General features: G+C 73.1%; 23 protein-coding genes. 5 read left to right on the top strand and 18 right to left on the bottom strand.

The window, feature by feature from the left end; genetic code table 11:
- Positions 1 to 12: 12 nt before the first annotated feature.
- From AB4039_RS07715 to AB4039_RS07695, 5 genes are all read right to left on the bottom strand, one after another.
- Positions 13 to 177, bottom strand: a complete 165-nt coding sequence (locus tag AB4039_RS07715) for a hypothetical protein (RefSeq protein ID WP_266842475.1) — start codon at positions 175 to 177, stop codon at positions 13 to 15.
- Between the two features lie 189 nt (positions 178 to 366).
- On the bottom strand, positions 367 to 1,014 hold the full coding sequence (locus AB4039_RS07710) for a hypothetical protein (protein ID WP_266842474.1): 648 nt from the start codon (positions 1,012 to 1,014) through the stop codon (positions 367 to 369).
- Positions 1,015 to 1,117: 103 nt separating this feature from the next.
- A complete protein-coding gene (locus AB4039_RS07705; RefSeq protein WP_266842472.1) occupies positions 1,118 to 1,672 on the bottom strand; it encodes a GNAT family N-acetyltransferase in 555 nt (184 codons plus the stop codon).
- Between the two features lie 27 nt (positions 1,673 to 1,699).
- Positions 1,700 to 3,931, bottom strand: a complete 2,232-nt coding sequence (locus tag AB4039_RS07700) for an MMPL family transporter (RefSeq protein WP_442270339.1) — start codon at positions 3,929 to 3,931, stop codon at positions 1,700 to 1,702.
- Positions 3,932 to 4,127: 196 nt separating this feature from the next.
- Positions 4,128 to 4,520 (bottom strand): signal peptidase I, encoded by a 393-nt coding sequence (locus tag AB4039_RS07695; RefSeq protein WP_442270338.1) that lies wholly within the window; start codon positions 4,518 to 4,520, stop codon positions 4,128 to 4,130.
- 60 nt (positions 4,521 to 4,580) lie between these two features.
- On the opposite strand from AB4039_RS07695, the gene AB4039_RS07690 reads away from it, so the two are divergent.
- Both AB4039_RS07690 and AB4039_RS07685 read left to right on the top strand, forming a co-directional pair.
- Positions 4,581 to 5,384 (top strand): GNAT family N-acetyltransferase, encoded by an 804-nt coding sequence (locus AB4039_RS07690; protein ID WP_442270348.1) that lies wholly within the window; start codon positions 4,581 to 4,583, stop codon positions 5,382 to 5,384.
- Between the two features lie 127 nt (positions 5,385 to 5,511).
- Positions 5,512 to 6,012: a DinB family protein gene (locus tag AB4039_RS07685; RefSeq protein WP_266842466.1), complete on the top strand. Its 501-nt coding sequence runs from the start codon at positions 5,512 to 5,514 to the stop codon at positions 6,010 to 6,012.
- Between the two features lie 34 nt (positions 6,013 to 6,046).
- Here the strand turns inward: AB4039_RS07685 and AB4039_RS07680 are convergent, their stop codons facing one another.
- On the bottom strand, positions 6,047 to 6,487 hold the full coding sequence (locus AB4039_RS07680; RefSeq protein ID WP_442270337.1) for an SIP domain-containing protein: 441 nt from the start codon (positions 6,485 to 6,487) through the stop codon (positions 6,047 to 6,049).
- 344 nt (positions 6,488 to 6,831) lie between these two features.
- On the opposite strand from AB4039_RS07680, the gene AB4039_RS07675 reads away from it, so the two are divergent.
- The gene (locus AB4039_RS07675; protein WP_442270336.1) at positions 6,832 to 8,964 is read left to right on the top strand and encodes a penicillin acylase family protein; all 2,133 of its coding nucleotides are present in this window, start codon (positions 6,832 to 6,834) and stop codon (positions 8,962 to 8,964) included.
- Entirely contained in the window at positions 8,961 to 9,557 is a 597-nt protein-coding gene (locus AB4039_RS07670; protein WP_266842465.1) for a GNAT family N-acetyltransferase, read from the top strand. Before AB4039_RS07675 ends, AB4039_RS07670 begins: the two co-directional genes overlap by 4 nt.
- Positions 9,558 to 9,720: 163 nt before the next feature.
- Here AB4039_RS07670 and AB4039_RS07665 read toward each other — a convergent pair whose 3' ends face one another.
- The 11 genes from AB4039_RS07665 to AB4039_RS07615 form a co-directional block, all read right to left on the bottom strand.
- Positions 9,721 to 10,395, bottom strand: a complete 675-nt coding sequence (locus AB4039_RS07665) for a hypothetical protein (RefSeq protein ID WP_442270335.1) — start codon at positions 10,393 to 10,395, stop codon at positions 9,721 to 9,723.
- A gap of 99 nt (positions 10,396 to 10,494) precedes the next feature.
- Positions 10,495 to 12,009, bottom strand: a complete 1,515-nt coding sequence (gatB, locus tag AB4039_RS07660; protein WP_266842461.1) for an Asp-tRNA(Asn)/Glu-tRNA(Gln) amidotransferase subunit GatB — start codon at positions 12,007 to 12,009, stop codon at positions 10,495 to 10,497.
- A gap of 15 nt (positions 12,010 to 12,024) precedes the next feature.
- Entirely contained in the window at positions 12,025 to 12,270 is a 246-nt protein-coding gene (locus AB4039_RS07655) for a hypothetical protein (RefSeq protein ID WP_266842460.1), read from the bottom strand.
- Entirely contained in the window at positions 12,267 to 13,760 is a 1,494-nt protein-coding gene (gene gatA, locus AB4039_RS07650) for an Asp-tRNA(Asn)/Glu-tRNA(Gln) amidotransferase subunit GatA (RefSeq protein WP_266842458.1), read from the bottom strand. Before gatA ends, AB4039_RS07655 begins: the two co-directional genes overlap by 4 nt.
- A 5-nt stretch (positions 13,761 to 13,765) precedes the next feature.
- Positions 13,766 to 14,062: an Asp-tRNA(Asn)/Glu-tRNA(Gln) amidotransferase subunit GatC gene (gene gatC, locus AB4039_RS07645; protein ID WP_266842456.1), complete on the bottom strand. Its 297-nt coding sequence runs from the start codon at positions 14,060 to 14,062 to the stop codon at positions 13,766 to 13,768.
- A 137-nt stretch (positions 14,063 to 14,199) separates the two neighbouring features.
- Entirely contained in the window at positions 14,200 to 16,407 is a 2,208-nt protein-coding gene (locus AB4039_RS07640; protein WP_442270334.1) for a putative bifunctional diguanylate cyclase/phosphodiesterase, read from the bottom strand.
- Positions 16,408 to 16,792: 385 nt separating this feature from the next.
- Positions 16,793 to 18,997: an NAD-dependent DNA ligase LigA gene (ligA, locus tag AB4039_RS07635; protein WP_442270333.1), complete on the bottom strand. Its 2,205-nt coding sequence runs from the start codon at positions 18,995 to 18,997 to the stop codon at positions 16,793 to 16,795.
- A gap of 30 nt (positions 18,998 to 19,027) precedes the next feature.
- Positions 19,028 to 20,011, bottom strand: a complete 984-nt coding sequence (locus AB4039_RS07630) for a methionine synthase (protein ID WP_266842451.1) — start codon at positions 20,009 to 20,011, stop codon at positions 19,028 to 19,030.
- Positions 20,008 to 20,697, bottom strand: a complete 690-nt coding sequence (locus AB4039_RS07625) for an SDR family oxidoreductase (RefSeq protein WP_266842449.1) — start codon at positions 20,695 to 20,697, stop codon at positions 20,008 to 20,010. Before AB4039_RS07625 ends, AB4039_RS07630 begins: the two co-directional genes overlap by 4 nt.
- Before the next feature lie 79 nt (positions 20,698 to 20,776).
- On the bottom strand, positions 20,777 to 21,121 hold the full coding sequence (locus AB4039_RS07620) for a DUF1330 domain-containing protein (RefSeq protein ID WP_442270332.1): 345 nt from the start codon (positions 21,119 to 21,121) through the stop codon (positions 20,777 to 20,779).
- Between the two features lie 89 nt (positions 21,122 to 21,210).
- On the bottom strand, positions 21,211 to 22,176 hold the full coding sequence (locus AB4039_RS07615) for a GlxA family transcriptional regulator (protein ID WP_442270331.1): 966 nt from the start codon (positions 22,174 to 22,176) through the stop codon (positions 21,211 to 21,213).
- Positions 22,177 to 22,291: 115 nt separating this feature from the next.
- On the opposite strand from AB4039_RS07615, the gene AB4039_RS07610 reads away from it, so the two are divergent.
- Positions 22,292 to 23,215, top strand: a complete 924-nt coding sequence (locus AB4039_RS07610) for an NADP-dependent oxidoreductase (RefSeq protein WP_266842443.1) — start codon at positions 22,292 to 22,294, stop codon at positions 23,213 to 23,215.
- A 109-nt stretch (positions 23,216 to 23,324) separates the two neighbouring features.
- On the opposite strand, the gene mnmA is transcribed toward AB4039_RS07610, so the two are convergent.
- On the bottom strand, positions 23,325 to 24,458 hold the full coding sequence (mnmA, locus tag AB4039_RS07605; protein ID WP_266842441.1) for a tRNA 2-thiouridine(34) synthase MnmA: 1,134 nt from the start codon (positions 24,456 to 24,458) through the stop codon (positions 23,325 to 23,327).
- Positions 24,459 to 24,524: the final 66 nt, after the last annotated feature.

The following is a 24,524-nucleotide window of genomic DNA, read 5'->3' as shown; positions in this document are numbered from 1 at the left end:
CCGCGACGCTGTTTACGCGGCGCGGGTGAAGAGGCTGCGGTGTACCCTCGCCGACCTTTCGGATTCCTGGCCGCGAGAGGCGCGGTCGGCCTGCTTGGCCAGCTGGACCATCCGGAAGCGGTCGGCCTCGCGGATGAGGTCGGCGCGGCGGGCGGTGGCCATCTCGTACTCGAACATCTCGTACTCCCTTGTCGCGTTTCTCCGGCACCTCGTTCGGTGTGATCCAAGATTCGCTTCCCAGAGGGGTCCGCCGCATGGGGCTCATGCCGCATCTCTGCGGTGCGGGGGGCCTTAGTACCGGACCCAGGATCCCCGGAGGGACTTAGGTCCGGCCTGAGAGGGAGTGGAGCGGGCGTAAGGCGGTGCCTACTGGGCGGCCGTCGGGAGGGCCACGAGGAGGTCGAAGTACATGAGGCCGAAGACCAGGACGCCGAGGACGCCGAGGGCGACGGCGGCCCAGGAGACGGAGCGGACCCACACCGGCAGCACCCGGCCGGGGGTGCCGAAGGCGGGGCGGGCGAGGACGAAGGCGGCGAGGAGGAGGGCGAGGGTGGACAGGACACCGTTGACGAGGGCGGTCATGTGCCAGGCATCGCCGTACAGGGCGGCGATCTTCTCCTTGGCGGTGGTCGCGTTGACCGACTCGATCTGGCCGATGAGCGTCTGGCGTTCGGCGATCACGCGCGACACCCAGCTGCCGCTGAGGGCGACGAGCCCGAGGCCGGCGGCGACGATGGCGGAGGCCGCGGCGCCGACTCCGGAGCCGTGCCCGGAGTCCTCCCCGTCCTCCCGGTCCGCCCCGTCCTCGTCGAACTCCTCGTCCGCGTCCCCGGGGGCCTCGGCAGCGGTCGCGGCTTCGCCCTCGGCGGCGTCCCGTGCGGCGGACCCGGTGGTCGCGTCGGCGGGGGCGGCCTCGTCGGCCGCGGTGGTGGCGGCCGCGGTGTCCGGCGCCGCCTGCTCCTCGGCGGCGTCCGTCTCGGCGACGGTCGGGGCGAGGGTCTTCGTGGTGTCCATGGCGGGCACCGTAGGCGGCGTTTCTGAGAGGTTCCTGAGAGGGCTCACGGGGTGGGGCGGCCGGCGGGCCGCGGGCTCGGTGAGACGCCCGCAACCCCGGTGGCTACACCGCGGGGGTACCGGTCCATTCGTGGGCCAGGAGCGACCAGACCTCGATGTCCTGCCGGACCCCGCGGTGGAGGTGGCTCTGCCGCATGACGCCCTCGCGGGTCATGCCGAGGCGCTCGGCGACCGCGATGCTCTTCTTGTTGCCGGAGGCGACGTGCCACTCCACGCGGTGCATGCCGCGCTCCCGCACGGCCCAGTCGATCAGGACCCGGCAGGCCTTGGTGACCAGACCGCGGCCGGCCCCGGCGGGCTCCATCCAGCAGCCGACCTCGCAGTTGCCGGAGGCGGCGTCGAAGTTCGGGAAGAGGACCCCGCCGACGAGGGTGCCGTCCACGCGGATGCCGTACAGGCGGCGTCCRTCGGCGGCCGCGGACTCCGCGTTCGAGCCGAGCAGGCGGCGGGCGGATTCGAGGTCGGTGGCGCGGTCCGGGAAGCCGACGTACCGGCCGATGAACTCGCGGCCGCGGTCGATGTGGGCCAGGAACTCCTCGGCATGCCAGATCTCCAGCGGGAACAGCTGGGCGTCGTCGGCGAGGTCTATCGCGAACATGCGTGCTTCCTTGCGGCTCGTAACCGGTCAGCGGGACAGGGGGGCCGAGGGCGCGTGGTCCGCGTCCGGCCGCTGCGTCGGAAGTGTCGCACGGGGGCGGCACTCCGGGGGTTCGATGCTGATGCGGGGCAGCCGGCGGTCCAGCCAGCGGGGTATCCACCAGTTCGCCCCGCCGAGCAGGTGCATGAGGGCGGGGACGAGCAGGGTGCGCAGGACGAAGGCGTCGAGCGCCACGGCGGCGGCGAGGGCGATGCCGAACATCGCGATGAGGCGGTCGCCGCTGAGCACGAACGCCAGGAAGACGGAGATCATGATGACGGCCGCGGAGTTGATCACCCGGCTGGTCTCGGCGAGTCCCACCCGGACGGCCCGTCGGTTGTCACCGGTCTCCAGCCATTCCTCGTACATCCGGCTGACCAGGAACACCTGGTAGTCCATGGAGAGCCCGAACAGCACGGACACCATGATCACCGGGAGGAAGGGCTCGATCGGGCCGGCGCTGCCGAGGCCCAGCAGCTCGCTCCCCCAGCCCCATTGGAAGATCACGACGACCACGCCGAAGGAGGAGGCGACGGCCGCGACGTTCATGGCGGCCGCCTTGAGCGGGATGCCGAGGGAACGGAAGGCCAGCAGCAGGAGCAGGCAGCCCAGGGTGATGACCACCCCGACGAAGAGGGGCAGCTTCCCGACGATCACCTCCGCGAAGTCGTCGTAGCCGGCCGTCACCCCTCCGACGTGGGCCTCCATGGTGCTGCCCTGCCCGGCGCGCGGGATGACGTCCCGGCGCAGGGTGTCGACCAGCTCGCTCGTGGCCCTGGACTGCGGCGCGGACCGAGGTACGACCGTCAGGACGGCGGTGTCGCCGCTGCGGTTGAAGACGGCGGGACCGGCGGAGGCGACGTTCCCGGTGGCGCGCAGGGCCTCGGTCAGCCGGTCGACGGCGACGTGGTCGCCGGCCCCGTCGAGGCGGGCGACGACCGCGAGCGGGCCGTTCGTGCCGGGCCCGAACCCCTCGGCCAGCAGGTCGTACGCCTTGCGGGTGGTGGATCCGGCCGGATTGTTGCCCTGGTCGGAGGTGCCGAGGTGGAGCGAGAGGGTGGGCAGCGCCAGCACCAGCATGACCAGCGTGGCGAGCAGGCCGAGCGGCTTGGGGTGGCGCTCCACGAAGGCGGACCAGCGGGCGGCGAATCCGGTGGGCGACTCCGGGCGGGGGCCGTCGGCGGCGAGCTTGCGGCGTTCGCGGCGCGAGAGGGCCCGGGGGCCGATGTACGAGAGGAGGGCGGGCAGCAGGGTGACGGAGGCCGCCACCGTGAGGACCACGGTGAGGGAGGCGGCCAGCGCGACGCCGTCGAGGAAGTTCAGCCGCAGCACCAGCATGCCGAGCAGAGCTATGCAGACGGTGGCCCCGGCGAAGACGACGGCGCGGCCCGTGGTGGCGACGGCGTTCTCGGCGGCCTCGGCGACGGTGAGCCCACGGGCCAGCCCCTTGCGGTGCCGCGTGACGATGAACAGGGCGTAGTCGATGCCCACGCCGAGGCCGACGAGCGTGCCCAGCATCGGCGCGAAGTCGGCGACGGGCATGGCGTGCCCGAGGAGAGTGATCCCGAAGTAGGCGCTGCCGACGCTCACCAGGGCGGTCGCGATGGGCAGCAGGCTCGCGGCCAGGGAGCCGAAGGCGAGGAAGAGGACCACGGCGGCGATGACGACGCCGATGGCCTCGGCGAGGTGGGCGCCGGGCGCCTCGGTCAGCCCTATCGCGCGGCCGCCGAGTTCGACCTGGAGTCCGTCGGCCCGGGTGGCCGGGTCGCGGACCGTGTCCACGACCGCCTTGGCCTGGGAGCGGGGTACGGAGTCGGCCGGCCGGTCGAAGGTGACGACGGCGTAGGCGGTGCGGCCGTCGGGGCTGATCTGCGCGGCTCCGGCGGGGCCCGGCCCGTAGGGTCCGACGACCGATCCGACGCCGGGCAGGGCGGCGACGGCGTCCAGGGCCCGGTTCATGCGCCGTTCGACGTCCGGGGTCCGCGCGTTCTGGTGGTCCGGGGTCCGCCACACGATGGTGTCGGTGTCGCCGCCCTGGCCGTGGAAACCCTCCCGCAGGAGGGCGTTGGCCTTCGCCGACTCCGTGCCGGGAACCTCGTAGTCGTTGGAGAACGCGGTTCCGGCCGCGCCGGCCGCGGCGGCGGTGGCGCCGAGGGCGAGCAGCCAGATCAGGACGGTGACCAGTCGGTGCCGCATGCACCACCGTGCGATTGCTGCCAACGGACGTGCTCCCTGGTGGTTCGGATCTTCAGCGGGAGGCGGCCCGACGCAAAGAACGCTTGAACTCGTGAACTGCTGAATTTATGAAAAGGCGGGGTGGCTTTTACACCTCAAAACGCCACGATCTCAGCGTTCGGTGATCGTTGGCGCAGTTCGTGTGCATCGTCACAGGCCCGCACGAGGACGGGGACCTCGGTCAGGGGGTGGGCGGGACGGAAGGCGGGTCGGCGCGGTAGCCGGGGACGGAGGGCCAGCGCACGGTGAGGACCACCGTGTCCTCCTCGGCGTACCAGGAGTGGTCGACCCCGCGCCCCCAGAGCACGTAGTCCCCCTGCTCGGCGAGGACCACGGTCCGGCCCGGGAACTCCAGCCGGAACCGGCCGCTGATGAGGACCTGGAGCGCGGTGCGGTGTTCACCGGTGACCCACCGGGCGCGTTCCTCGCCCTCGGGGTGGACGCCCCACTTGATCTCGACGTCCTCGCTGTGGCGGGGGTCGCCGTGCTCCTTGAAGTGACCGAGGAGCCAGCCCCGGTCGGCGGCGGCGTCGGGCGCGGCCTTGCCGGTGTAGATCGTGGATTCGTCGTTCACGGGCCGAGGCTATTGCAGTTGTGGAAGCGGGCCGACAGCTGGTGAGCTGGCCCGATGACGATGGATCGTGACGAACTGCTGAAGGTGCGCGACCGGTACGACGCGCAGATGCGGCGCGACGCCGTGCCCGACGCCGCGAACGCGCGGGTGGAACGGGTGGGGGCGGTCGTCCGGCAGACCGTGCCGGGGCTCGGCTGGAACGGCGTGCTGTGGTCGGACCTCGACGCGGACACGGCGGACGCGGAGATCGCGGCGCAGGTGGCGCACTTCGGGGCGCACGCCGACGCCGGGGGCGACGAGGAGTTCGAGTGGAAGCTCTACTCCCACGACCGGCCCGCCGACCTGGGGGAGCGGCTGCGGGCGGCGGGGTTCGTGCCGGAACCGCCGGAGACCCTGCTGGTGGGCCGGTCCGCCGAGCTCGCCGCGCTGTCGGTGGATCCGCCGGAGGGGATCACCCTGCGCGTGGTCACGGACGAGGCCGGTGTGGACCTGATGATGGAGGTCCACCGGCGGGCCTTCGGTAGGGAGCGGCCGCGGATCCGGGAGCAGATGCTGAGTCTGCTGCGGGACGAGCCGGACACGATCGAGGCCGTCCTCGCGATGGCCGGCGACGTTCCGGTCAGCGCGGCCCGCATGGAGATGCGGCCCGGCTGCTCCTTCGCCGGCCTGTGGGGCGGCGGGACCGACCCGCAGTGGCGCGGGCGGGGCATCTACCGCCTGTTGGTGGCCCACCGCGCCCGCGTCGCGGCGGCCCGCGGCATCCCGTACCTCCAGGTGGACGCCTCGGACGACAGCCGCCCGATCCTGGAGCGGCTGGGCTTCGGGGTCCTGGGCGTGACGACCCCGTACATCCGGCGGCGCTGACGGGGGACCGGGGTGACGGTGGGGAAGCGTCGCGGAGGTCCCGGACCGTCCCGGCCGGGGCCCACGACGGACGCACATGGCCGGAACTCCCTTTCCCCGGTGGGGCCGAGGGGGCAGGATCGGGCGCATGGAACGCATAGGACCTCCCCTGACCGGCAACGAACGCGAGACGCTGCGCGCGTACCTCGACTTCCACCGGGCCACCCTCGCCTGGAAGTGCGAGGGCCTCACGGACGAGGAGCTGCGCCGCCCGGCCTCCCCGCCGTCCACCCTTTCGCTGCTCGGTCTCGTCCGGCACATGGCGGAGGTGGAGCGGCAGTGGTTCCGCCGCACGATCGGCGGGGCGGTCGTCCCGCACCTGTGGTCCGAGGAGCACGACTTCCAGGCCGCCTACGACGCCTCCGGCTCGACCCGCGCCGAGGCGTTCGCCGCGTGGGAGGCGGAGGTCGAGCACTCCCGCGCCGTCGAGGCCGCCGCCGCGTCCCTGGACGTGACGGTGCACGTCGCGAAGTGGGAGGCGGACGCCTCGCTCCGGCTGGTGATGCTGCACATGATCCACGAGTACGCCCGCCACAACGGCCACGCGGACTTCCTCCGCGAAGCCATCGACGGCACCGTCGGGGCGTGAACGCCGGGGACGTGAACGCCCGGGGCGCGGGCGCTCAGGCCGGACGCCAGTAGCCCAGTCCCTGCACGCGGCGCTTCAGCAGGGCGAGGTGCTTGCGCGGGTACGCCGTCAGGGCGCGGATGGTGGTGGTGCCGCAGGCCGGCCTGACGTACACCGGCGCCGGGTCCGAACCGAGCGACTCCGGCAGCTCGGCCCGGACCCGGCCGCCCCGGGCCGGGCCGGCGCGCGGCACCCGCCGGACGTCCCGTGGGGCCGCGCCGGCCCGTACGGGCGGCTCCGCGTCCGACGGGTGCCGCGTCTCGAACCGGACGGCGGCCGGGGTCCGCGGGTACGCGTCCAGCAGGGAGTTGCCCGCCGGCCGGGAGGCCGGGTCCCCGATCGTGAGCAGCCGCTCCGGAGCGGGGACCGGTGCGTCGAAGCCCGCGCCTGGACGGTGGCTTCGAGGGTGCCACCGGGCCGGGTCCCGCGCGCCCACCGGCCGGCGAGACCGTCGTGCAGGGCGAACTCAAGGCGGAGCTCCCGGCGGCCGGATCGGGGTCGCCCAGGGTTCAGGCCCGCTGGTGCGGCCTGCCGCCGCCCCCGAACCAGGCGCGGACGCACGTCGTGGGGTGCGCGGAGCCCCCGACGGCCGCCGGTGAAGTGGACCCGGCGGACGTGCTCGGCGACCTCCTCCGCCCCGGTCACTGTGAAGGTGAAGTCCTGCCCCTCATGTGCTTGAGGACCATGACCCCTCCCGAACCCTTGCCGACCGCCATGTCCTCCTCCCCCCCCACACCCTTATAGTTAGGGCAGCCTAACCTAAGACGCTTGGGGAAGAGTGTGAGCAGTGTGACTACCGAGGCCTACGAGGTCTACCGCGACAGCTGGGGCATCCCCCACCTCCACGCGTCCGACCCCCTCCGGCTCTCCTTCGCCCAGGGCCGCGTCACGGCCGTGGACCGGGCCTGGCAGCTGGAGGTCGAGCGGCACCGCGCCCAGGGCTCCAGCGCCGCGTTCCTCGGGCCCGAGTGCGTCGCCTGGGACCGCTTCGCCCGCCAGGCCCGCCTCGACGACACCGCCCGACGCTGCCACGAGGCCCTCGACCCCGACACCGCGGCCTGGGTGCGCGCCTACGTCGACGGGGTCAACGCCGGCCTCGCCGAAGGCGCCGCCCGCGACGACCGGTTCGCGCGCACCGGCCACACCCCCACCCCCTGGGAGCCCTGGGTCCCGCTCTCGATCTGGATCGGCACCCACATCCTCTTCGCGGGCTTCGCCACCAAGCTCTGGCGCGAGCGCGTGGCCCGCGTCCTGGGCCACGGGGCCACCACCCTCTTCGCGACGGACGGACCGGGCACCGCGGGCAGCAACGGGTGGCTGGTCCCGGGCGGGCGGACCGCCACCGGCGCCGCGATCATCGCCGGCGACCCGCACCGGTTCATCGAGGACCCCGGCGTCTACCAGCAGATACGCCTGGCCTGCCCCGAGTACGACGTCCTCGGCCTGGCGGTCCCCGGCGTCCCCGGGCTCGGCCACTTCGGACACACGGGCGGCGTCGCCTGGGCGATCACCAACGCCATGGCCGACTACCAGGACCTCTACGTCGAGCGGCTCAGGACCGCGGCCGACGGGGTCGGGGTGGAGGCCCTGGGCCCGGACGGCACCTGGGAGCCGGTGGCCCGGCACACGGAGACGGTCACCGTGGCCGGGGGACCGGACGTGGAGGTCGAGGTCCTGGAGACCCGCCGCGGCCCGGTGATCATCCGCCCGGACGCCCCGGACACCGCCGACACCACCGGCCCCGCCGACGCCGCAGACACCCCGGACACCGCCGGCGCCCCCCAGACCCTCTCCCTCCGCTACCCGCCCCGCGTCCGCGCGGACCTCGGCTTCGCCGCCCTCCCCGCGCTGCTCCGCGCCCGCACCGTCGCCGACGTCGACCGTGCCCTCGACGGCTGGGCCGAGCCCGTCAACGTCGTCCACGCCGCCGACACGGAGGGCGGCCTCCTGCACCGCGTCGCGGGTGCCGTCCCGCTGCGCGACCCCGCCAACCGGCTCCGCCCGGTGCCCGCCTGGGAGCCGCGGCACGCCTGGCGGGGCTGGACGCCCACCCCCGCCGAGCCGGTGCAGGGCTTCGCCGTCATGGCGAACGCGCGCGGCATCGCCTCCCCCCTCGGCGTGGAGTTCGCGCCCCCGCACCGCGCCAACCGCATCCGCGCGCTGCTCAGCGGCTCGGCGGACTGGACGCCCGGCGCCATGGCCGACGTACACGGGGACACGCACCTCGCGTCGGCGGCGCCCCTGCTCGACCTGCTTCCCGCGCTCGACGGCCTCTCCCCCGCCGCCGACGAGCTCCGGGCCCGACTGCTCGCGTGGGACCGGCACATGGAGGCCGACAGCACCGACGCCACCGTCTTCTCGGCCCTGCGCACGGCGACCGTACGCCGCCTCGCGGCGGACCCGGTCTTCGAGGGCCTGGCCGGGGCCCCGGCCGGCCCCGACGTGTTCCACCCGTGGCTGTACCTGGTCCCGCGCGTCGGCTACGCCCTGGAAGGCCTGCTCACCACCTCCCTCCTGCCCGCCCTGGACCGGGCGGCGCACGTCCGGGCCGCCCTGGAGGAGACGGCCGCCGCGGACCTCCCCGACGCCCCCTGGTCCCGGGTGCACGTCCTCGCCCCGTGGCAGGCGGTCCCCGACCCGCAGGCACAGTGGCCCGGCCTCGGCGGTGACCACGACTGCGTCAACGCCACCTCCTCCGTCCCCGGGTTCACCGACCGCACCGCCCGCGCCTCGGCCGCCCGCTACGTCTGGGACCTGGCCGACCGCCGGAACAGCCTCTGGGCAGTCCCGCTGGGCGCGGACGGCGTCACCGGCTCCCCCCACCACCGCGACCAGCTCCCGCTCTGGGCCGACTGCGCCCTCGTCCCCGTCGTCACCGACTGGGCCCTGCTCACCAAGGAAGAGTCCGCATGACCACCGCTTCCACCCGCACCCCCGTCCACACCCACCCCGTCGAGGGCTTCGGGACGGTCACCATCACCCCCGTCGACCCCGCCGCCGATTCCGCGCTGATCCACAGCTGGGTCACAGAGGAGCGCGCCCGCTTCTGGGGCATGGGCGGGGCCGACCGCGAGCTGGTCCAGGAGATCTACGAGGACGTCGACCGCCGCACCACGCACCACGCCTTCATCGTCGGCCTCGACGGGGAGCCGGTGGCGCTGTTCCAGACGTACGACTGCGCCGAGGACCGGGTCAGCGAGTGCTACGAGGTCCGGCCCGGGGACGTCGGCGTGCACCTGCTGATCGGGCCGAACGGCGGCACGGCCCGGCACGGCTTCACGGGAACCCTGATCACGACCTTCATCGCCTACCTGTTCTCCGACACGGGCGCCCGCCGGGTGGTCGCCGAGCCGGACGCCCGCAACGCCAAGGCCATCTCCCTGCTGGAGCGCTCCGGCTTCGTGCTCGGTCCGGAGGTGGAGCTCCCGGAGATCGACCTCCCCGAGGTCCACCTGCCGGCCAAGCCCGCCCGTCTCGCCTTCCTCAGCCCGCGGGCTGCTCGCTAGGAACCCCTTGACCGGCGAGGCCCATGGGGCCGGGCGCTCGGCGCAGGGGAGGTGCCCGGTGGGCGGTCCCACGTACCGCGCGCCCGGCACGGCGTCGGCCAGGTCCCGCTGGAGGGGATCGCCCCGAAGTCCGGCTCCACCGGCCGGCCTCCCCCAGGGGCCTTCAGCCGGAGGAGACCCCGACGTCGGCGCGCATGGCTGCGCGCATCTCGCGGGTCAGCTCCCAGAGGTCGTGTTGGGCCCGGGAGACCGTCGCCATCGTCTCGCCCGCCTCCGGGGCCTCCCGCTCCAGGCGCTTGACCTGCCCGTAGACGGCGTTCAGGGCCCGGTTGACGGCGGACGCGCGCTCCAGCACCGCGTCCGGGGCGATCATCTGCGCTTCGGAGTAGCTGTCCCGGTGCGCGGACTTCGCCGCTTCGAGCGCGTCCCGGTCCGCGTCCTCGACGCCGCGATCCCGCATCACGTGCAGGTGGCGGTTGAGGGCGGTGGTGAACTGCCGGGCGTCCCGGTTGAGGGTCGCGTAACAGCCGCGCCGCAGCGTCAGACTTTCGCGCACCTCCTCGTGCCCGCGTACGAGTTCTATCTCCCGGCGCTTCGCCCGCTCCGAGCCCCGCTGCGTGAGCAGCGCCCCGCCGAGGGTCCCGGCCACACCCGCGACCGCGATGACCATCGCACCGATCTCCACCCGCATCCCCCCGTACGCCGTCTCGGCCCCACCGCCCGCCGACCGCCAGACCGGCAGGACCCGTACGTCATGGTGCTCGATCCGGACGTCGTACCGCGAGCCGCCTCCACGGACGCCCGCCTCGCGCGGCGACGGATGGACTGCGGCGTGCACCGCGGGCAGCCCGGCCGGCCCCGGTGCGTCGGCGGAAAAGCGCAGTGGCCCGCACCGGAATCCGGTGCGGGCCACTGCCCCGTGAAGCGATCCGGGGGCTCAGCCCTCGGAGACGCCCAGGCGCTCCAGGATGAGCTCCTTGACGCGGGCCGCGTCGGCCTGGCCGCGGGTGGTCTTCATGACCGCGCCGACCAGGGCGCCGACGGCTGCGATCTTGCCGCCACGGATCTTGTCGGCGATGGCCGCGTTGCCCGCGATGGCCTCGTCCACGGCCGCGCCGAGCGCGCCCTCGTCCGAGACGACCTTCAGGCCGCGCTTCTCGACGACCTCGTCCGGGGTGCCCTCGCCGGCGAGGACGCCCTCGATGACCTGACGGGCCAGCTTGTCGTTCAGGTCGCCGGCCGCGACCAGGGCCGCGACCCGGGCCACCTGGGCCGGGGTGATCGGCAGCTCGTCGACGACGACGCCCTGCTCGTTGGCGTTGCGGGCCAGCTCGCCCATCCACCACTTGCGCGCGGCGGCCGAGTCGGCGCCCGCCTCGATGGTGGCGACGATGGAGTCGACCGCGCCCGCGTTGAGGATGGACTGCATGTCGTGCTCGCTGACGCCCCACTCCTCGCGGAGCCGGTTGCGGCGCACGCGCGGCATCTCGGGCAGGCCGCCGCGCAGCTCCTCGACCCAGTCACGGGCCGGGGCGACGGGGACGAGGTCGGGCTCCGGGAAGTACCGGTAGTCCTCGGCGTTGTCCTTGATGCGGCCGGCCGTGGTGGAGCCGTCCTCCTCGTGGAAGTGCCGGGTCTCCTGCACGATGGTGCCGCCGGACGACAGCACGGCCGCGTGGCGCTGGATCTCGAAGCGCGCCGCACGCTCGACGGAGCGCAGCGAGTTGACGTTCTTCGTCTCGCTGCGGGTGCCGAACTCGGACTCGGGGGTCGGGCGCAGCGACAGGTTCACGTCGCAGCGCATCTGGCCCTTGTCCATGCGGGCCTCGGAGACGCCGAGCGCCTTGATGACCTCGCGCAGCTCGGCCACGTACGCCTTGGCGACCTCGGGGGCGCGCTCGCCCGCGCCCTCGATCGGCTTGGTGACGATCTCGATGAGCGGGATACCGGCGCGGTTGTAGTCCAGCAGGGAGTGCGACGCGCCGTGGATGCGGCCGGTGGCACCACCGACGTGCAGCGACTTGCCGGTGTCCTCCTCCATGTGGGCGCGCTCGATCTCCACGCGGAAGATCTCGCCGTCCTCCAGCTGTACGTCGAGGAAGCCGTTGAAGGCGATCGGCTCGTCGTACTGGGAGGTCTGGAAGTTCTTCGGCATGTCCGGGTAGAAGTAGTTCTTCCGGGCGAAGCGGCACCACTCGGCGATCTCGCAGTTCAGCGCGAGACCGATCTTGATGGCCGACTCGACGCCGATCGCGTTGACGACCGGGAGCGAGCCGGGCAGACCGAGGCAGGTGGGGCAGGTCTGCGAGTTGGGCTCGGCGCCCAGCTCGGTCGAGCAGCCGCAGAACATCTTGGTCTTGGTGCCGAGCTCGACATGGACTTCGAGGCCCATGACGGGGTCGTACGACGCGAGGGCGTCTTCGTACGACAGCAGTTCGGTGAAGGTGGTCACGGTGAAACTTCCCTCTCAGCCCAGCAGGACGTCGTCGTCGCCCAGGCGCTTCAGCTCGCGGTACAGGATCGCGAGACCGGTGACGATGGCGGCGGCGGACACGACGGCGTCGACCAGCTTCAGCGTGTCGTGCTCGGAGCGGGCCTTCCTGGCCTGCTTGATCACGCTGATGGCACCGAACGCGGTGGTGCCGATCGACAGGTACGTACCGGACTTGGACTTCTTGAAGCCCTTGGCCTTGGACAGCGCACTTGAACTCACAGCGACGGTGCCTCCTCAAGCAGCGGGTGCCCCCAGCGCTCGACGAAGGCGGCCTCGACGGCGGCACCGACCTTGTAGAGCCGGTCGTCCTTCATCGCGGGGGCGATGATCTGCAGTCCGACCGGGAGACCGTCCTCCGGTGCCAGGCCGCAGGGGAGCGACATGGCGGAGTTGCCGGCCAGGTTGGTCGGGATGGTGCACAGGTCCGCGAGGTACATCGCCAGCGGGTCGTCGGTGCGCTCACCGATGGCGAAGGCGGTGGTCGGGGTCGTCGGGGAGACGATCACGTCGACCTGCTCGAAGGACTTCTCGAAGTCCTTCGTGATGAGCGTGCGGACCTTCTGGGCGGAGCCGTAGTACGCGTCGTAGTAGCCGGAGCTGAGCGCGTACGTGCCGAGGATGACGCGGCGCTTGACCTCGTCGCCGAAGCCGGCCTCGCGGGTCAGGGCGGTGACGTCCTCGGCGGACCTGGTGCCGTCGTCGCCGACGCGCAGGCCGTAGCGCATGGCGTCGAAGCGGGCGAGGTTCGAGGAGCACTCGGACGGCGCGATCAGGTAGTACGCGGCCATCGCGAGGTCGAACGACGGGCAGTCCAGCTCGACGATCTCGGCGCCGAGCTCCTTGAGGAGCTCCACCGACTCGTTGAAGCGCTGGACGACGCCGGCCTGGTAGCCCTCACCGGCGAACTGCTTGACCACACCGACGCGCATGCCGGCGACGGAGCCGTTGCGGGCCGCCTCGACGACCGGCGGGACCGGGGCGTCGATGGAGGTGGAGTCGAGCGGGTCGTGGCCGGCGATGACCTCGTGGAGCAGCGCCGCGTCCAGGACCGTACGGGCGCAGGGCCCGCCCTGGTCCAGGGAGGAGGAGAAGGCCACCATGCCGTAGCGGGAGACGCCGCCGTAGGTGGGCTTGACACCGACGGTGCCGGTGACGGCGGCGGGCTGGCGGATGGAACCGCCGGTGTCCGTGCCGATGGCGAGCGGGGCCTGGAACGCGGCGAGGGCCGCGGCGCTGCCGCCGCCGGAGCCGCCGGGGATCCGGGTGAGGTCCCAGGGGTTGCCGGTGGGGCCGTAGGCGCTGTTCTCCGTGGAGGACCCCATGGCGAACTCGTCCATGTTGGTCTTGCCGAGGATGACGACGTCGGCTTCCTTCAGCTTGCGCGTCAGGGTGGCGTCGTACGGCGGGATCCAGCCTTCGAGGATCTTCGAACCGACGGTGGTCGGGACACCGACGGTGGTGAAGATGTCCTTGAGCGCGAGCGGGACGCCGGCCAGCGGGCCGAGCGCCTCGCCGGCGGCCTTCTTGGCGTCGACGGCGCGGGCCTGCGCGAGGGCGCCCTCGCGGTCGACGTGCAGGAAGGCGTGGACCTTCTCGTCGGTCGCCTCGATCCGGGCCAGGTGGGCCTCGGTGACCTCGACGGCCGTGAGCTCGCCGGAGGCGATCTTCTCGGCGGTCTGCGCGGCCGTGAGCTTGATGATGTCGATCATGACTGTTAGTCCTCCCCCAGGATCTGCGGCACCTTGAAACGCTGCTGCTCCTGGGCGGGAGCGCCGGAAAGCGCCTGCTCGGGGGTGAGCGACGGACGGACCTCGTCCGCGCGCATGACGTTCGTCAGCGGCAGCGGGTGGGAGGTCGGCGGGACGTCTTGGTCGGCGACCTCGGAAACGCGGGCGACCGCGCCGATGATGTCGTCGAGCTGTCCTGCGAAGTGGTCGAGCTCTTCGCCGGACAGCTCCAGACGTGCCAGCCGAGCGAGGTGGACGACCTCCTCGCGCGTGATGCCAGGCATGCAGCGATCCTCTGGGGTTGGAGTTCTGGGCGTACGCCCAATCCTAGAGGGCGCCACCGCCCGGAATCGCATCACATTCCCGTCCCCGGGTCGGCGCGGACCGCCCGGCGACGGTCCGGGGGCCCGGGCGGACTCCGTCAGGGAGCGCTGGTAGGGGTTTCGGCGGCGGCCGCGGCGGCGAGTTCCGCCGTGATGTCGGCCGGGCGGCGCCAGCCGCGTTCGCCGCGCGCCAGCAGCCAGGCCGTCGCCTCCTGGGGAGGCATGGCGGCGGCGACCAGCCAGCCCTGGACGGCGTCGCAGCCCAGGTCCCGCAGGCGTTCCCAGGTCTCGTCGTCCTCCACGCCCTCGGCGACGACCAGCAGCCCCAGGGAGTGCGCCAGGTCCACCGTGCACCGCACGATCTCCGCGTCCTGCGCGTCCACCGCCAGCCGGGCGACGAAGGACCGGTCGATCTTCAGCTCGCTCACCGGGAGCCGGCGCAGGTGCACGAGCGAGGAGTAGCCGGTGCCGAAGTCGTCCAGGGACATCTTCACCCCGTGGCCGGTCAGCCCGGCCATGGTGTCGGCCGCCCGCTGGGGGTCCTCCAGCAGCACGTGCTCCGTTATCTCCAGCTGGAGGCCGCTCGCCGGGACCCCGTGCCGGGCCAGGCGCGCCGCCACCGCTCCGGCGAAGCCCGGGGTGTGGACGTCGCGCGGGGAGACGTTGACGGCGACCGGGACCTTCAGGCCCTGCGCCCGCCAGCGCGCGACCTGCGCGAGGGCGGTCTCCAGGACGTACTCCGTCAGGTGCGGCATCAGTCCGGAGGTCTCGGCGATCGCGATGAACTCGTCGGGCGAGACCCTTCCCCGCTCCGGGTGCACCCAGCGGACGAGGGCCTCCAGCCCGGCCACCTGCCCGTCGAAGCGGACCTTCGGCTGGTAGTGGAGTTCCACCTCGCCGGCGTCCAGGGCCCGCCGCAGGTCGCCGAGGAGGCCGAGCCGGTCGGGGGTGTTGCTGTCGCGCTTGGACTCGTAGACCTCCACCCCGGTGCGGTCGCGCTTGGCCTGGTACATGGCCACGTCGGCCCGCCGCAGCAGCCCCTCCGCGTCCAGCGCGTGGTCGGGGAAGACGGCGAGACCGGCGCTGGCCTCCAGGACGAGGGTGAGGCCGTCCAGGTCGAGGGGGGAGCTGAGCTCGGCGACCAGATGGCRGGCGACCCGCTGGGCGCTGGTGGTGGAGTCCGCGAAGGGCAGCAGGACGGCGAACTCGTCGCCGCCGAGCCGGGCCGCCTCCGCGTCGGGCGGGAGGGCCTGGCGCAGCCGGTCGGCGATCTGGAGCAGCAGCCGGTCCCCCGCCAGATGGCCGAGGGTGTCGTTGACGGCGCGGAAGCGGTCCAGGTCGATCAGCACCAGGGCCGACCGGGTGCCCAGCCGTTCGGCCTCGTCCAGCGCGGACCAGGCCCGCTCCAGCAGCCACTGCCGGTTCGGCAGCCCGGTCAGCGGGTCGCGCAGCTGTTCCTCGGCGCGGGCCCGGGCGATCCACAGGGTGGAGTCGAGGGCGATGAGCGGTACCGCGAACAGCGGCAGCAGCACCGGCTGGGTACTGGCGACCACGCAGATCAGCGGGGCGATGCCGAGCAGGGCCGCGGCGACGAGCGCCTGCCGGATCAGGGCGGTCCGGGCCACGGTGGGCAGCCCGCCGCCGCGCGGGGTCAGCGCGAACCACAGCAGGACCCGGGTGACGAGCAGGTAGGAGACGGCGACCAGGACCACCTCGGGGACGGCCGCGAGGTCCCAGGTGGTGGGCGACCAGGGCTCCCCGACCGTCGGAGCGTCGCCGAAGGAGGCCAGGACGAGGGCTCCCGCGCCGATGCCGAGGATGTCGACGGAGCCGTGCAGCAGGCCCTGGCGCCAGCGGTGCCGGCGGGCGGCGCCGACCAGGGAGACCACCGCGAGCGAGACGAGTCCGGCCGGGATCCACCCGTAGAGGATGAGCACGCCCAGGGTCAGGGCCGCGCCCGACCCGGTGCCGCCCCACCAGCGGTCCCGGCCCAGTGCCACGAGGTGGCCGACGATGATGCCCGTGAGCAGGGCCAGCGCCCAGCCGACCGTGCCTCCGGGGAACAGCGCCTGACGGTCGGTCAGCGCCAGGGCGATGCCGCCGAGGAGCACGACGGCGGACAGGCCCACGACGACGAGGGGCAGCACGGTGCGCCGCCGCCCCTGCCCCGTCCCGCCGCCCGGTCCGTTGTCGAGGGCACGGGTCTCCGGTGTCCTGGCCCCCAGGACACCGAGCCGGCCCGCCCGCATGGGCGGGATGTCCCCGCCGAATTCAGGTGACGGGTCGGCGCTTTCGGTGGGTTTCATGCCCGTCCCTCTCACAGCCGGCGATGCCGATGTCACGCGATGGCCCCGATGTCATGCCATCACGGCCGGAAGCGCATCAGGCAGCCGTGCACGACAGGCGCACCCCACAACAGTAGGACGCGAGAGGCTCCCAGGGGCAGCTGTCGGCGGTGGTTGCCCGAATGCGACCCGGCCATCCTCATCAGTACGGTATCCGCCGAACAGGTGAGTTTGGACCAGGACCCCCGGCTCACCCATCCGATGATCCGACAGCTCACCGCCCCAGGACCAGCCCTGTACCGGCCGTTTACCACCGGACTCCGCGCCGGGCGTGCGCCCGCCCGTACGGCCGCACGCCACGCATCCGTTCGCCTTCGCCACTCCCTGCGGGTGATTCCCGTTCGGGCTACTCCCCCGCCGCGCCCTCGCCCTCGATCGGCAGCGCCGCCTCGCGGGCCGCGTCCGGTCCCCGCTCCAGCAGGACGGCGAAGCCGGCGTCGTCCAGGACGGGCAGCTTGAGCTGCATCGCCTTGTCGTACTTGGAGCCGGGGTTGTCCCCGACCACGACGAAGGAGGTCTTCTTCGACACCGATCCGGTCACCTTGGCGCCCCGGCTCTGCAGGGCCTCCTTGGCGCCGTCCCGGGTGTGGCTCTGCAAAGTGCCGGTGACGACCACGGTCAGCCCCTCCAGCGGACGCGGGCCCTCCTCCTCGGCGGAACCTTCCTCTTCCATGCGGACACCGGCCTCCCGCCACTTGCGCAGGATCTCCTGGTGCCACTCGACGGCGAACCACTCCTTGAGGGAGGCGGCGATGATCGCCCCGACGCCCTCGGTGGCGGTCAGCTCCTCCTCGGTGGCCTGCTCGATGCGCTCGATCGACCGGAACTCCCGGGCCAGGGCCTCCGCCGCGACCGGGCCGACGTGCCGGATCGACAGGCCGTTGATGATGCGGGCGAGCGGGCGCTGCTTGGCCGCCGCGATGTTCTCCAGCATGGCCAGGGCGTTCTTCTTCGGCTCGCCCTTCTGGTTGGCGAAGACCGTGACGATCTTCTCCTCGCCCGTCTTCGGATCCCGCTTGGGCAGCCCGCTGTCCTGGTCGAGGACGTACGCCTTGATGGGCAGCAGCTGCTCGATGGTGAGGCCGAAGAGGTCGCCCTCGTCGCGCAGCGGCGGCTCTGCGGGCTCCAGCGGGCCGGTGAGCGCGGCCGCCGCGACGATCCCGAAGTTCTCGATGTCCAGGCTCTGTCTGCCGGCGAGGTAGTAGAGCCGCTCGCGCAACTGCGCGGGGCACGACTGCCCGTTGGGGCAGCGGACGTCGATGTCCCCCTCCTTCATCGGCCGCAGCGCCGTCCCGCACTCGGGGCACTGCGCGGGCATCACGAACTCCCGCTCGCTGCCGTCGCGCAGGTCCACCACCGGGCCCAGGATCTCGGGGATGACGTCGCCCGCCTTGCGGAGCACGACGGTGTCCCCGATGAGCACGCCCTTGGCCTTGACGACCTCCTGGTTGTGCAGGGTCGCGAACTCCACCTCGGAGCCCGCCACCGTGACCGGCTCCACCTGCGCGTACGGGGTCACGCGCCCGGTGCGGCCGACCCCGACCTTGATGTCGATCAGCTTGGTGTTGACCTCTTCGGGGGCGTACTTCCAGGCGATCGCCCAGCGCGGTGCGCGGGCGGTGGAGCCGAGCCGGCCCTGGAGGGCGATCTCGTCGAGCTTGACGACCACTCCGTCGATCTCGTGTTCCACCGAGTGCCGGTTCTCGCCGAAGTGCGCGATGAAATCGCGGACTTCGGCGAGCGAGGAGACGACCTTGTTGTGCCGGGCGGTGGGCAGGCCCCATGCGTGGAGCAGCTCGTACGCCTGGGACTGGCGCTCGATCCCGAAGCCCTCGCGGGCGCCGATGCCGTGCACCACCATGTGCAGCGGGCGGCTCGCGGTGACCTTCGGGTCCTTCTGGCGCAGCGAACCGGCGGCCGCGTTGCGCGGGTTGGCGAAGGGCTTGCCCTCGGCCTCCACGAGCCGGGCGTTGAGCTCCTCGAACTTCTCCATCGGGAAGAAGACCTCACCGCGGATCTCGACGAGGGCCGGGATCCGGTCGCCCTTCAGCCGGTCCGGGATCTCGGCGATGGTGCGGACGTTGGGCGTGATGTCCTCACCGGTGCGGCCGTCGCCGCGGGTGGCGGCCCGGGTCAGGCGGCCGTTCTCGTAGGTGAGGTTGACGGCGAGGCCGTCCACCTTGAGCTCGCACAGGTAGTGGAAGTCCGGGGTGTTGACGTCGCGGGCCACGCGCTCGGCCCAGGCGGCCAGTTCCTCGTCGTCGAAGGCGTTGTCGAGGGAGAGCATCCGCTGGCGGTGCTCGACGGAGGCGAAGTCCGTCTCGTACGCCCCGGCCACCTTCTGGGTGGGCGAGTCGGGGGTGCGCAGCTCGGGGTACTGCTCCTCCAGGGCCTCCAGCGCGCGCAGCAGCCGGTCGAACTCGGCGTCGCTGACGACCGGCTGGTCGTTGACGTAGTACCGGAAGCGGTGCTCCTCGACCTGCTCGGCGAGCAGCGCGTGCTGTTCACGCACCGCCGTCGGTACCGCCGTGTCCTGCTGTTCGGCTGCCATGCCGTGTCCTCCCGTGGCCCGTCTCGACCGTCACTCAGGGTTGTCGGCGAGCGACCTCGCCGCCCTGACGCAATGGGCCTGCACCGCGCGGGCGTACGCGGGCGAAGCGCCCGCCAGACCGCACGAGGGGGTGACCACGACGGACTCGGCGAGAGTCCCCGGGGCCAGCCCCAGCCTGCGCCAAAGCTTCCTGACACCCATGACGCTACCGCCCGGGTCCGACAACGGGCCGTCGGTGCCCGGCACCACTCCGGCGAAGAGTTTCACACCGCCTTCGACGGCCTCCCCGATGGCGTCGTCCTCGCGCTCGGTGAGCAACGAGAAATCGAACGACACGCCCGTGGCGCCCGCCCGCCGCAGCAGGCCGAAGGGGACCTCGGGGGCGCAGGAGTGCACGATCACCTCCCCGTCGTGGACGGCGAACAGGTCCCGCAGGGCGGATTCGACGACCTGCCGGTCGACGGCCCGGTAGGTGCGGTAGCCGCTGGCGGAACGGACCCGGCCGAGCAGGACGGCGGTGAGCGAGGGCTCGTCGTACTGGAGGACGATCTCGGCGCCCGGGATCCGCTTGCGCACGTCGGCCAGGTGGTCGCGCAGGCCCTCGGCGAGGGATCCGGCGAGGTCCCGGCAGGCTCCGGGGTCCTGGAGCATGGCCTCGCCGCCGTGCAGTTCCAGGGCGGCGGCCAGCGTCCACGGGCCGACGGCCTGGACCTTGAGCCGCCCGGTGTAGCCCTGGGTGAACTCCTCCAGGGCGTCGAGGTCCTCGCCGAGCCAGGAACGGGCGCGCCGGGTGTCGCGGCCCGGCCGGTCGCTGATCCGCCAGCCGCTCGGCTCGACGTGGGCGTACAGGTCGACGAGGAGGCCGAGGGAGCGGCCGATCATGTCCGCGCCGGGTCCGCGTGCGGGCAGTTCGGCGAGGTAGGGGAACTCCTCGAAGGACCCGGTGACGGTCTTGGCGGCCTCGCGGGCGTCGCCGCCGGGCAGCGAGCCGACGCCGGTGGCGTTCGCGGTCATCGGCCGGGCCTGACGCTCAGGTCGTTGACCTCGGCGTCGCGCGGGAGGTCCACGGCCATGACGACGGTGGTCGCCACCGACTCGGGGTCGATCCAGTGCGCGGGGTCGTACTCCTTGCCCTCCTGGGAGTGCACCTTGGCCTGCATCGGGCTGGCCGTGCGGCCCGGGTAGACGGAGGTGACGCGGATGCCGTTCGGCTTCTCCTCGGCGCGCAGGGAGTCGGCGAGGGCCTTGAGGCCGTGCTTGGAGGCGGCGTAGGCGCTCCAGTCCGCGTGGGCGGTGAGGCCGGCGCCTGAGTTCACGAAGACGACGGTGGCCTTGGAGGCCCGCAGGGTGGGCAGCAGCAGCCGGGTCACCTCGGCGGGGGCGATCAGGTTGACGTTGAGCTGCTGGTGCCAGGTCTTGGGGCGCAGCTCCGCGACGGGTCCGAGGTCGACGATGCCGGCGATGTGCAGGAGGGAGTCGATCCGCTCGGGGACCGGCTGCTTGGAGAAGGCCCAGGACAGCCGGTCGGGATCGGCGAGGTCGCCCACCAGGGTCCGCGCGCCGGGGTAGCGCTCGACGAGCTGCCGGGCGCGGGCGGCGTCGCGGGCGAGCAGGACGAGGTCGTCGCCGCGGGCGTGCAGGCGGGCGGCGACGGCGGCGCCGATGCCGGATCCGGCACCGGTGATCAGGTGAGTAGCCATACGGACCATGCTCGCACCCCTTGGGGGCCGGGGTCCGCCCGGTGCGCCGCCCCGGTCGCCGACGCCGTCCCGGGAGCGGTCAGGGTCCGGCGGTCGCGCGCAGGGAGGCGGCCGTCCTGGAGGCGTCGTAGCCGGCGGGGACGCCCTCGACGAGGATGACCTCGCCCTCGATGTGGGTGGTGCGCAGCGGGAGGATGGCCCGGTAGGCGGGCGAGTCGTACCAGGCGCGGGCCCGCTCGATGTCGGGGAAGGCGATGACGACGACCGTGCCGGGCCAGGGGCCCTCCTTCACTTCGACCTCCCGGCCGTGGACGAGGAAGCGGCCTCCGAAGGGGTCCATGGTGGCCTGGATCCCCTCGATGTAGCGGAGGACGTCCTGGTTCATGGTCCCGGGGCGGATGTGGCCGATGGCATAGGCGGTCATGTCGGTCTCCCCTGTCGTACGGCCGGTGGGTTCCGGGCCGTTGCACCGATCGTGTCAGGGGGCGGGCGCTGCGGCGATTACCTCCGGGGTCATGCCGAGGCGGGCTGGAAGGTGCGCCGGTAGGCGATCGGGGAGACGCCGAGGGCGGCCCTCATGTGCTGGCGCAGGGAGTTGGCGGAGCCGAAGCCGGAGCGGTGGGCGACCAGGTCGACGGGCAGGTCGCTGGACTCCAGCAGGTGGCGGGCCGCTTCCAGGCGCTGGGCGGTGAGCCACTGGACCGGGGTCATGCCGACCTCGTCGCGGAACCGCCGGGTGAAGGTGCGCAGGCTCATCCGGGCGTGGGCGGCCAGCTCGGCGAGGGTGACCGGCTCGGCGAGGCGTTCCAGGGCCCAGGCGCGGGTGGCGGTGGTGGTGGCGACGGTGGGTTCGGGGACGGGCCGGTCGATGTACTGGGCCTGGCCGCCGTCGCGCCAGGGCGGTACGACGCACAGCCGGGCGGCGCGGTTGGCCACGGCCGTGCCGTGATCCTGGCGGATCATGTAGAGGCAGAGGTCGACGCCCGCGGCCACGCCCGCCGAGGTGAGGATGTCGCCGTCGTCGACGAAGAGGACCTCCTCGTCGAGCCGGACGCGCGGGAAGCCCCGCTGGAACTCGGGGGCGTGCAGCCAGTGCGTGGTGGCGGGCCGGCCGTCGAGCAGACCGGCGGCGGCGAGGACGTAGGAGCCGGTGCAGAGGGAGACCAGCCGGGTGCCGGGCCGGATCGCGGCGAGGGCGTCGACGAGCGCCTGCGACAGGGGCGCGCCGTGTGCGAGCTCGTCCATGGCGTGGGTGGGCGGGACGATCACGGTGTCCGCCGCGGCGAGGGCCTCGGGGCCCGCCGAGACGCCGATGGTGAAGCCCGCGTCGCTGGTCACGGGCTGTCCGTCGGCGGTGCAGACGGTGAGCTCGTAGAGCGGGTTCCCGGCCTCGTYGCGGGCGTTGCCGAAGACCCGGGAGGGGATGCCGAGCTCGAACGGGGGGACGCCTTCGAGGGCGAGTACGGCGACACGATGCATGGCCAGATCCTGTCACATGGTGGCCGGACGGCCAATACCGTGCGGTCGGGGGAGCGGCCAGAGTGGACCCGTCAGCCGGTGATACCGGCACGGAAACCCAGCAAGGAGACATTTCATGCGCGCCGTCGTCGTGAGCAAGTGGGGCGGACCCGAGGTCCTCGTCGAGACCGAGGCCGAGCGTCCCGAGCCCGGCATGGGCGAGGTGCTCGTCCGGGTCCGCGCGGCGGGGGTGAACCCGGTGGACTGGAAGACCCGCGAGAGCGGCGGCCTGATCCCCTGGGGCCCGGTTCCGGCGGTCGGCTGGGACGTGTCGGGCACCGTGGAGGCCGTCGGACCGGGCGTGACCCTGTACCGGGTGGGCGACGAGGTGTACGGGATGCCCCGCTTCCCGCAGCAGGCCGGCGCGTACGCCGAGTACGTGACCGCCCCCGCCCGGCACCTCGCCCGCAAGCCGGCCTCGCTGAGCCACGTGGAGGCGGCGGCCCTGCCGCTGGCCGCGCTGACCGCCTGGCAGGCGCTGGTGGACACCGCACGGGTTTCGGCCGGGCAGCGCGTCCTGGTGCACGCCGCGGCCGGCGGGGTCGGTCACCTCGCCGTGCAGATCGCGAAGGCCCGGGGCGCGTACGTGATCGGCACCGCGAGCGCCGGCAAGCACGAGCTGCTGCGCGGACTCGGCGCCGACGAGGTGATCGATTACCGCACCACCGACTTCGAGGACGCGGTCGCGGACGTGGACGTCGTCATCGACGCCATCGGCGGGGACCACGGGGAGCGCTCGCTGAAGGTGCTCAAGCCCGGCGGGCACCTGGTGACCCTGCCCGGCCCGGACGGGGTCCCGGCCGACCCGCGGGGCGTGCACGCCTCCTGGGTCCTGGTGGAGCCGGACCTGAAGGGGCTGGAGGAGATCGCGGCCCTGGTCGAGCGGGGTCTGCTCAAGCCGCTGATCGACACGGTGCTGCCGCTGGAGGAGGCCGCCAAGGCCCACGAGATCGGCGAGCGGGGCCGCACCACCGGCAAGATCGTCCTGACCGTCGCCTGAGGGCGGCCGGCCCGGCCCGGCGGCGGTCGGGAGAGGGGTCGCCCCGCCTCCGCCCCCGCCCCCGCCCTGGACGGGGCGGGGCGGGGCGGGGCGGGGCGGTACGCCCGGGTCAGACCGCGGCGGCCGCGGCCCTGGTGGTGGTGGCGATGGTGGCGGAGCCGACCACGCGGGTGCCGTCGTAGAGCACGATCGCCTGCCCGGGGGCCACGCCGCGGACCGGCTCGGTGAAGGTGACGCGCAGCTCGCCGTCGACCATCTCGGCGAAGACCTCGGTCTCGCCCCCGTGGGCGCGCAGCTGCGCGGTGTAGGTGCCGGGGGCGGCGGGGGTGGAGCCGCACCAGCGGGGGCGGATCGCGGTGAGGGCGCTGACGTCGAGGGCCTCGACGGGGCCGACGGTGACCGTGTTGTTCACCGGGGAGATGTCGAGGACGTAGCGGGGCTTGCCGTCGGGGGCGGGGTGGCCGATCCGCAGGCCCTTGCGCTGGCCGATGGTGAAGCCGAAGGCGCCCTCGTGGGTGCCGACCTTCTCGCCGCTCTCGTCGACGATGTCGCCCTCGGCCCGGCCCAGGCGGTTCGCGAGGAAGCCCTGGGTGTCGCCGTCGGCGATGAAGCAGATGTCGTGGCTGTCGGGCTTCTTCGCGACGGCCAGACCGCGCTCCTCGGCCTCGGCGCGGATCTCGTCCTTGGTGGTGAGGGTGTCGCCGAGCGGGAAGAGCGCGTGGGCGAGCTGCTTCTCGTCGAGGACGCCGAGGACGTACGACTGGTCCTTGGCCATGTCGGAGGCCCGGTGCAGCTCGCGGGTGCCGTCCTCGTTCAGGACGACGGTGGCGTAGTGGCCGGTGCAGACGGCGTCGAAGCCGAGGGCCAGGGCCTTGTCGAGCAGGGCCGCGAACTTGATCTTCTCGTTGCAGCGCAGGCACGGGTTCGGGGTGCGGCCGGCCTCGTACTCCGAGACGAAGTCCTCGACGACGTCCTCGCGGAAGCGCTCGGCGAGGTCCCAGACGTAGAAGGGGATGCCGATGACGTCGGCGGCGCGGCGGGCGTCGCGGGAGTCCTCGATGGTGCAACAGCCACGGGCGCCGGTCCGGAAGGACTGCGGGTTCGCGGAGAGCGCCAGGTGGACGCCGGTGACGTCGTGCCCGGCTTCGGCCGCGCGGGCGGCGGCGACGGCGGAGTCCACGCCGCCGGACATGGCGGCCAGGACGCGAAGGGGGCGGGCGGTGCGCGGCAGGTTCTCAGTCATAGCACCGTCCAGAGTACGGGGAACCGCGCGGGGTCACAGCGCGTTATCGGCTCTGGGGGGTGGATC

This window comes from Streptomyces sp. M-16, assembly GCF_052114405.1.
Classification (GTDB): domain Bacteria; phylum Actinomycetota; class Actinomycetes; order Streptomycetales; family Streptomycetaceae; genus Streptomyces.
The sequence above is the reverse complement of the archived record's forward strand: the minus strand, read 5'-3'. Positions and strand labels throughout refer to the sequence as shown.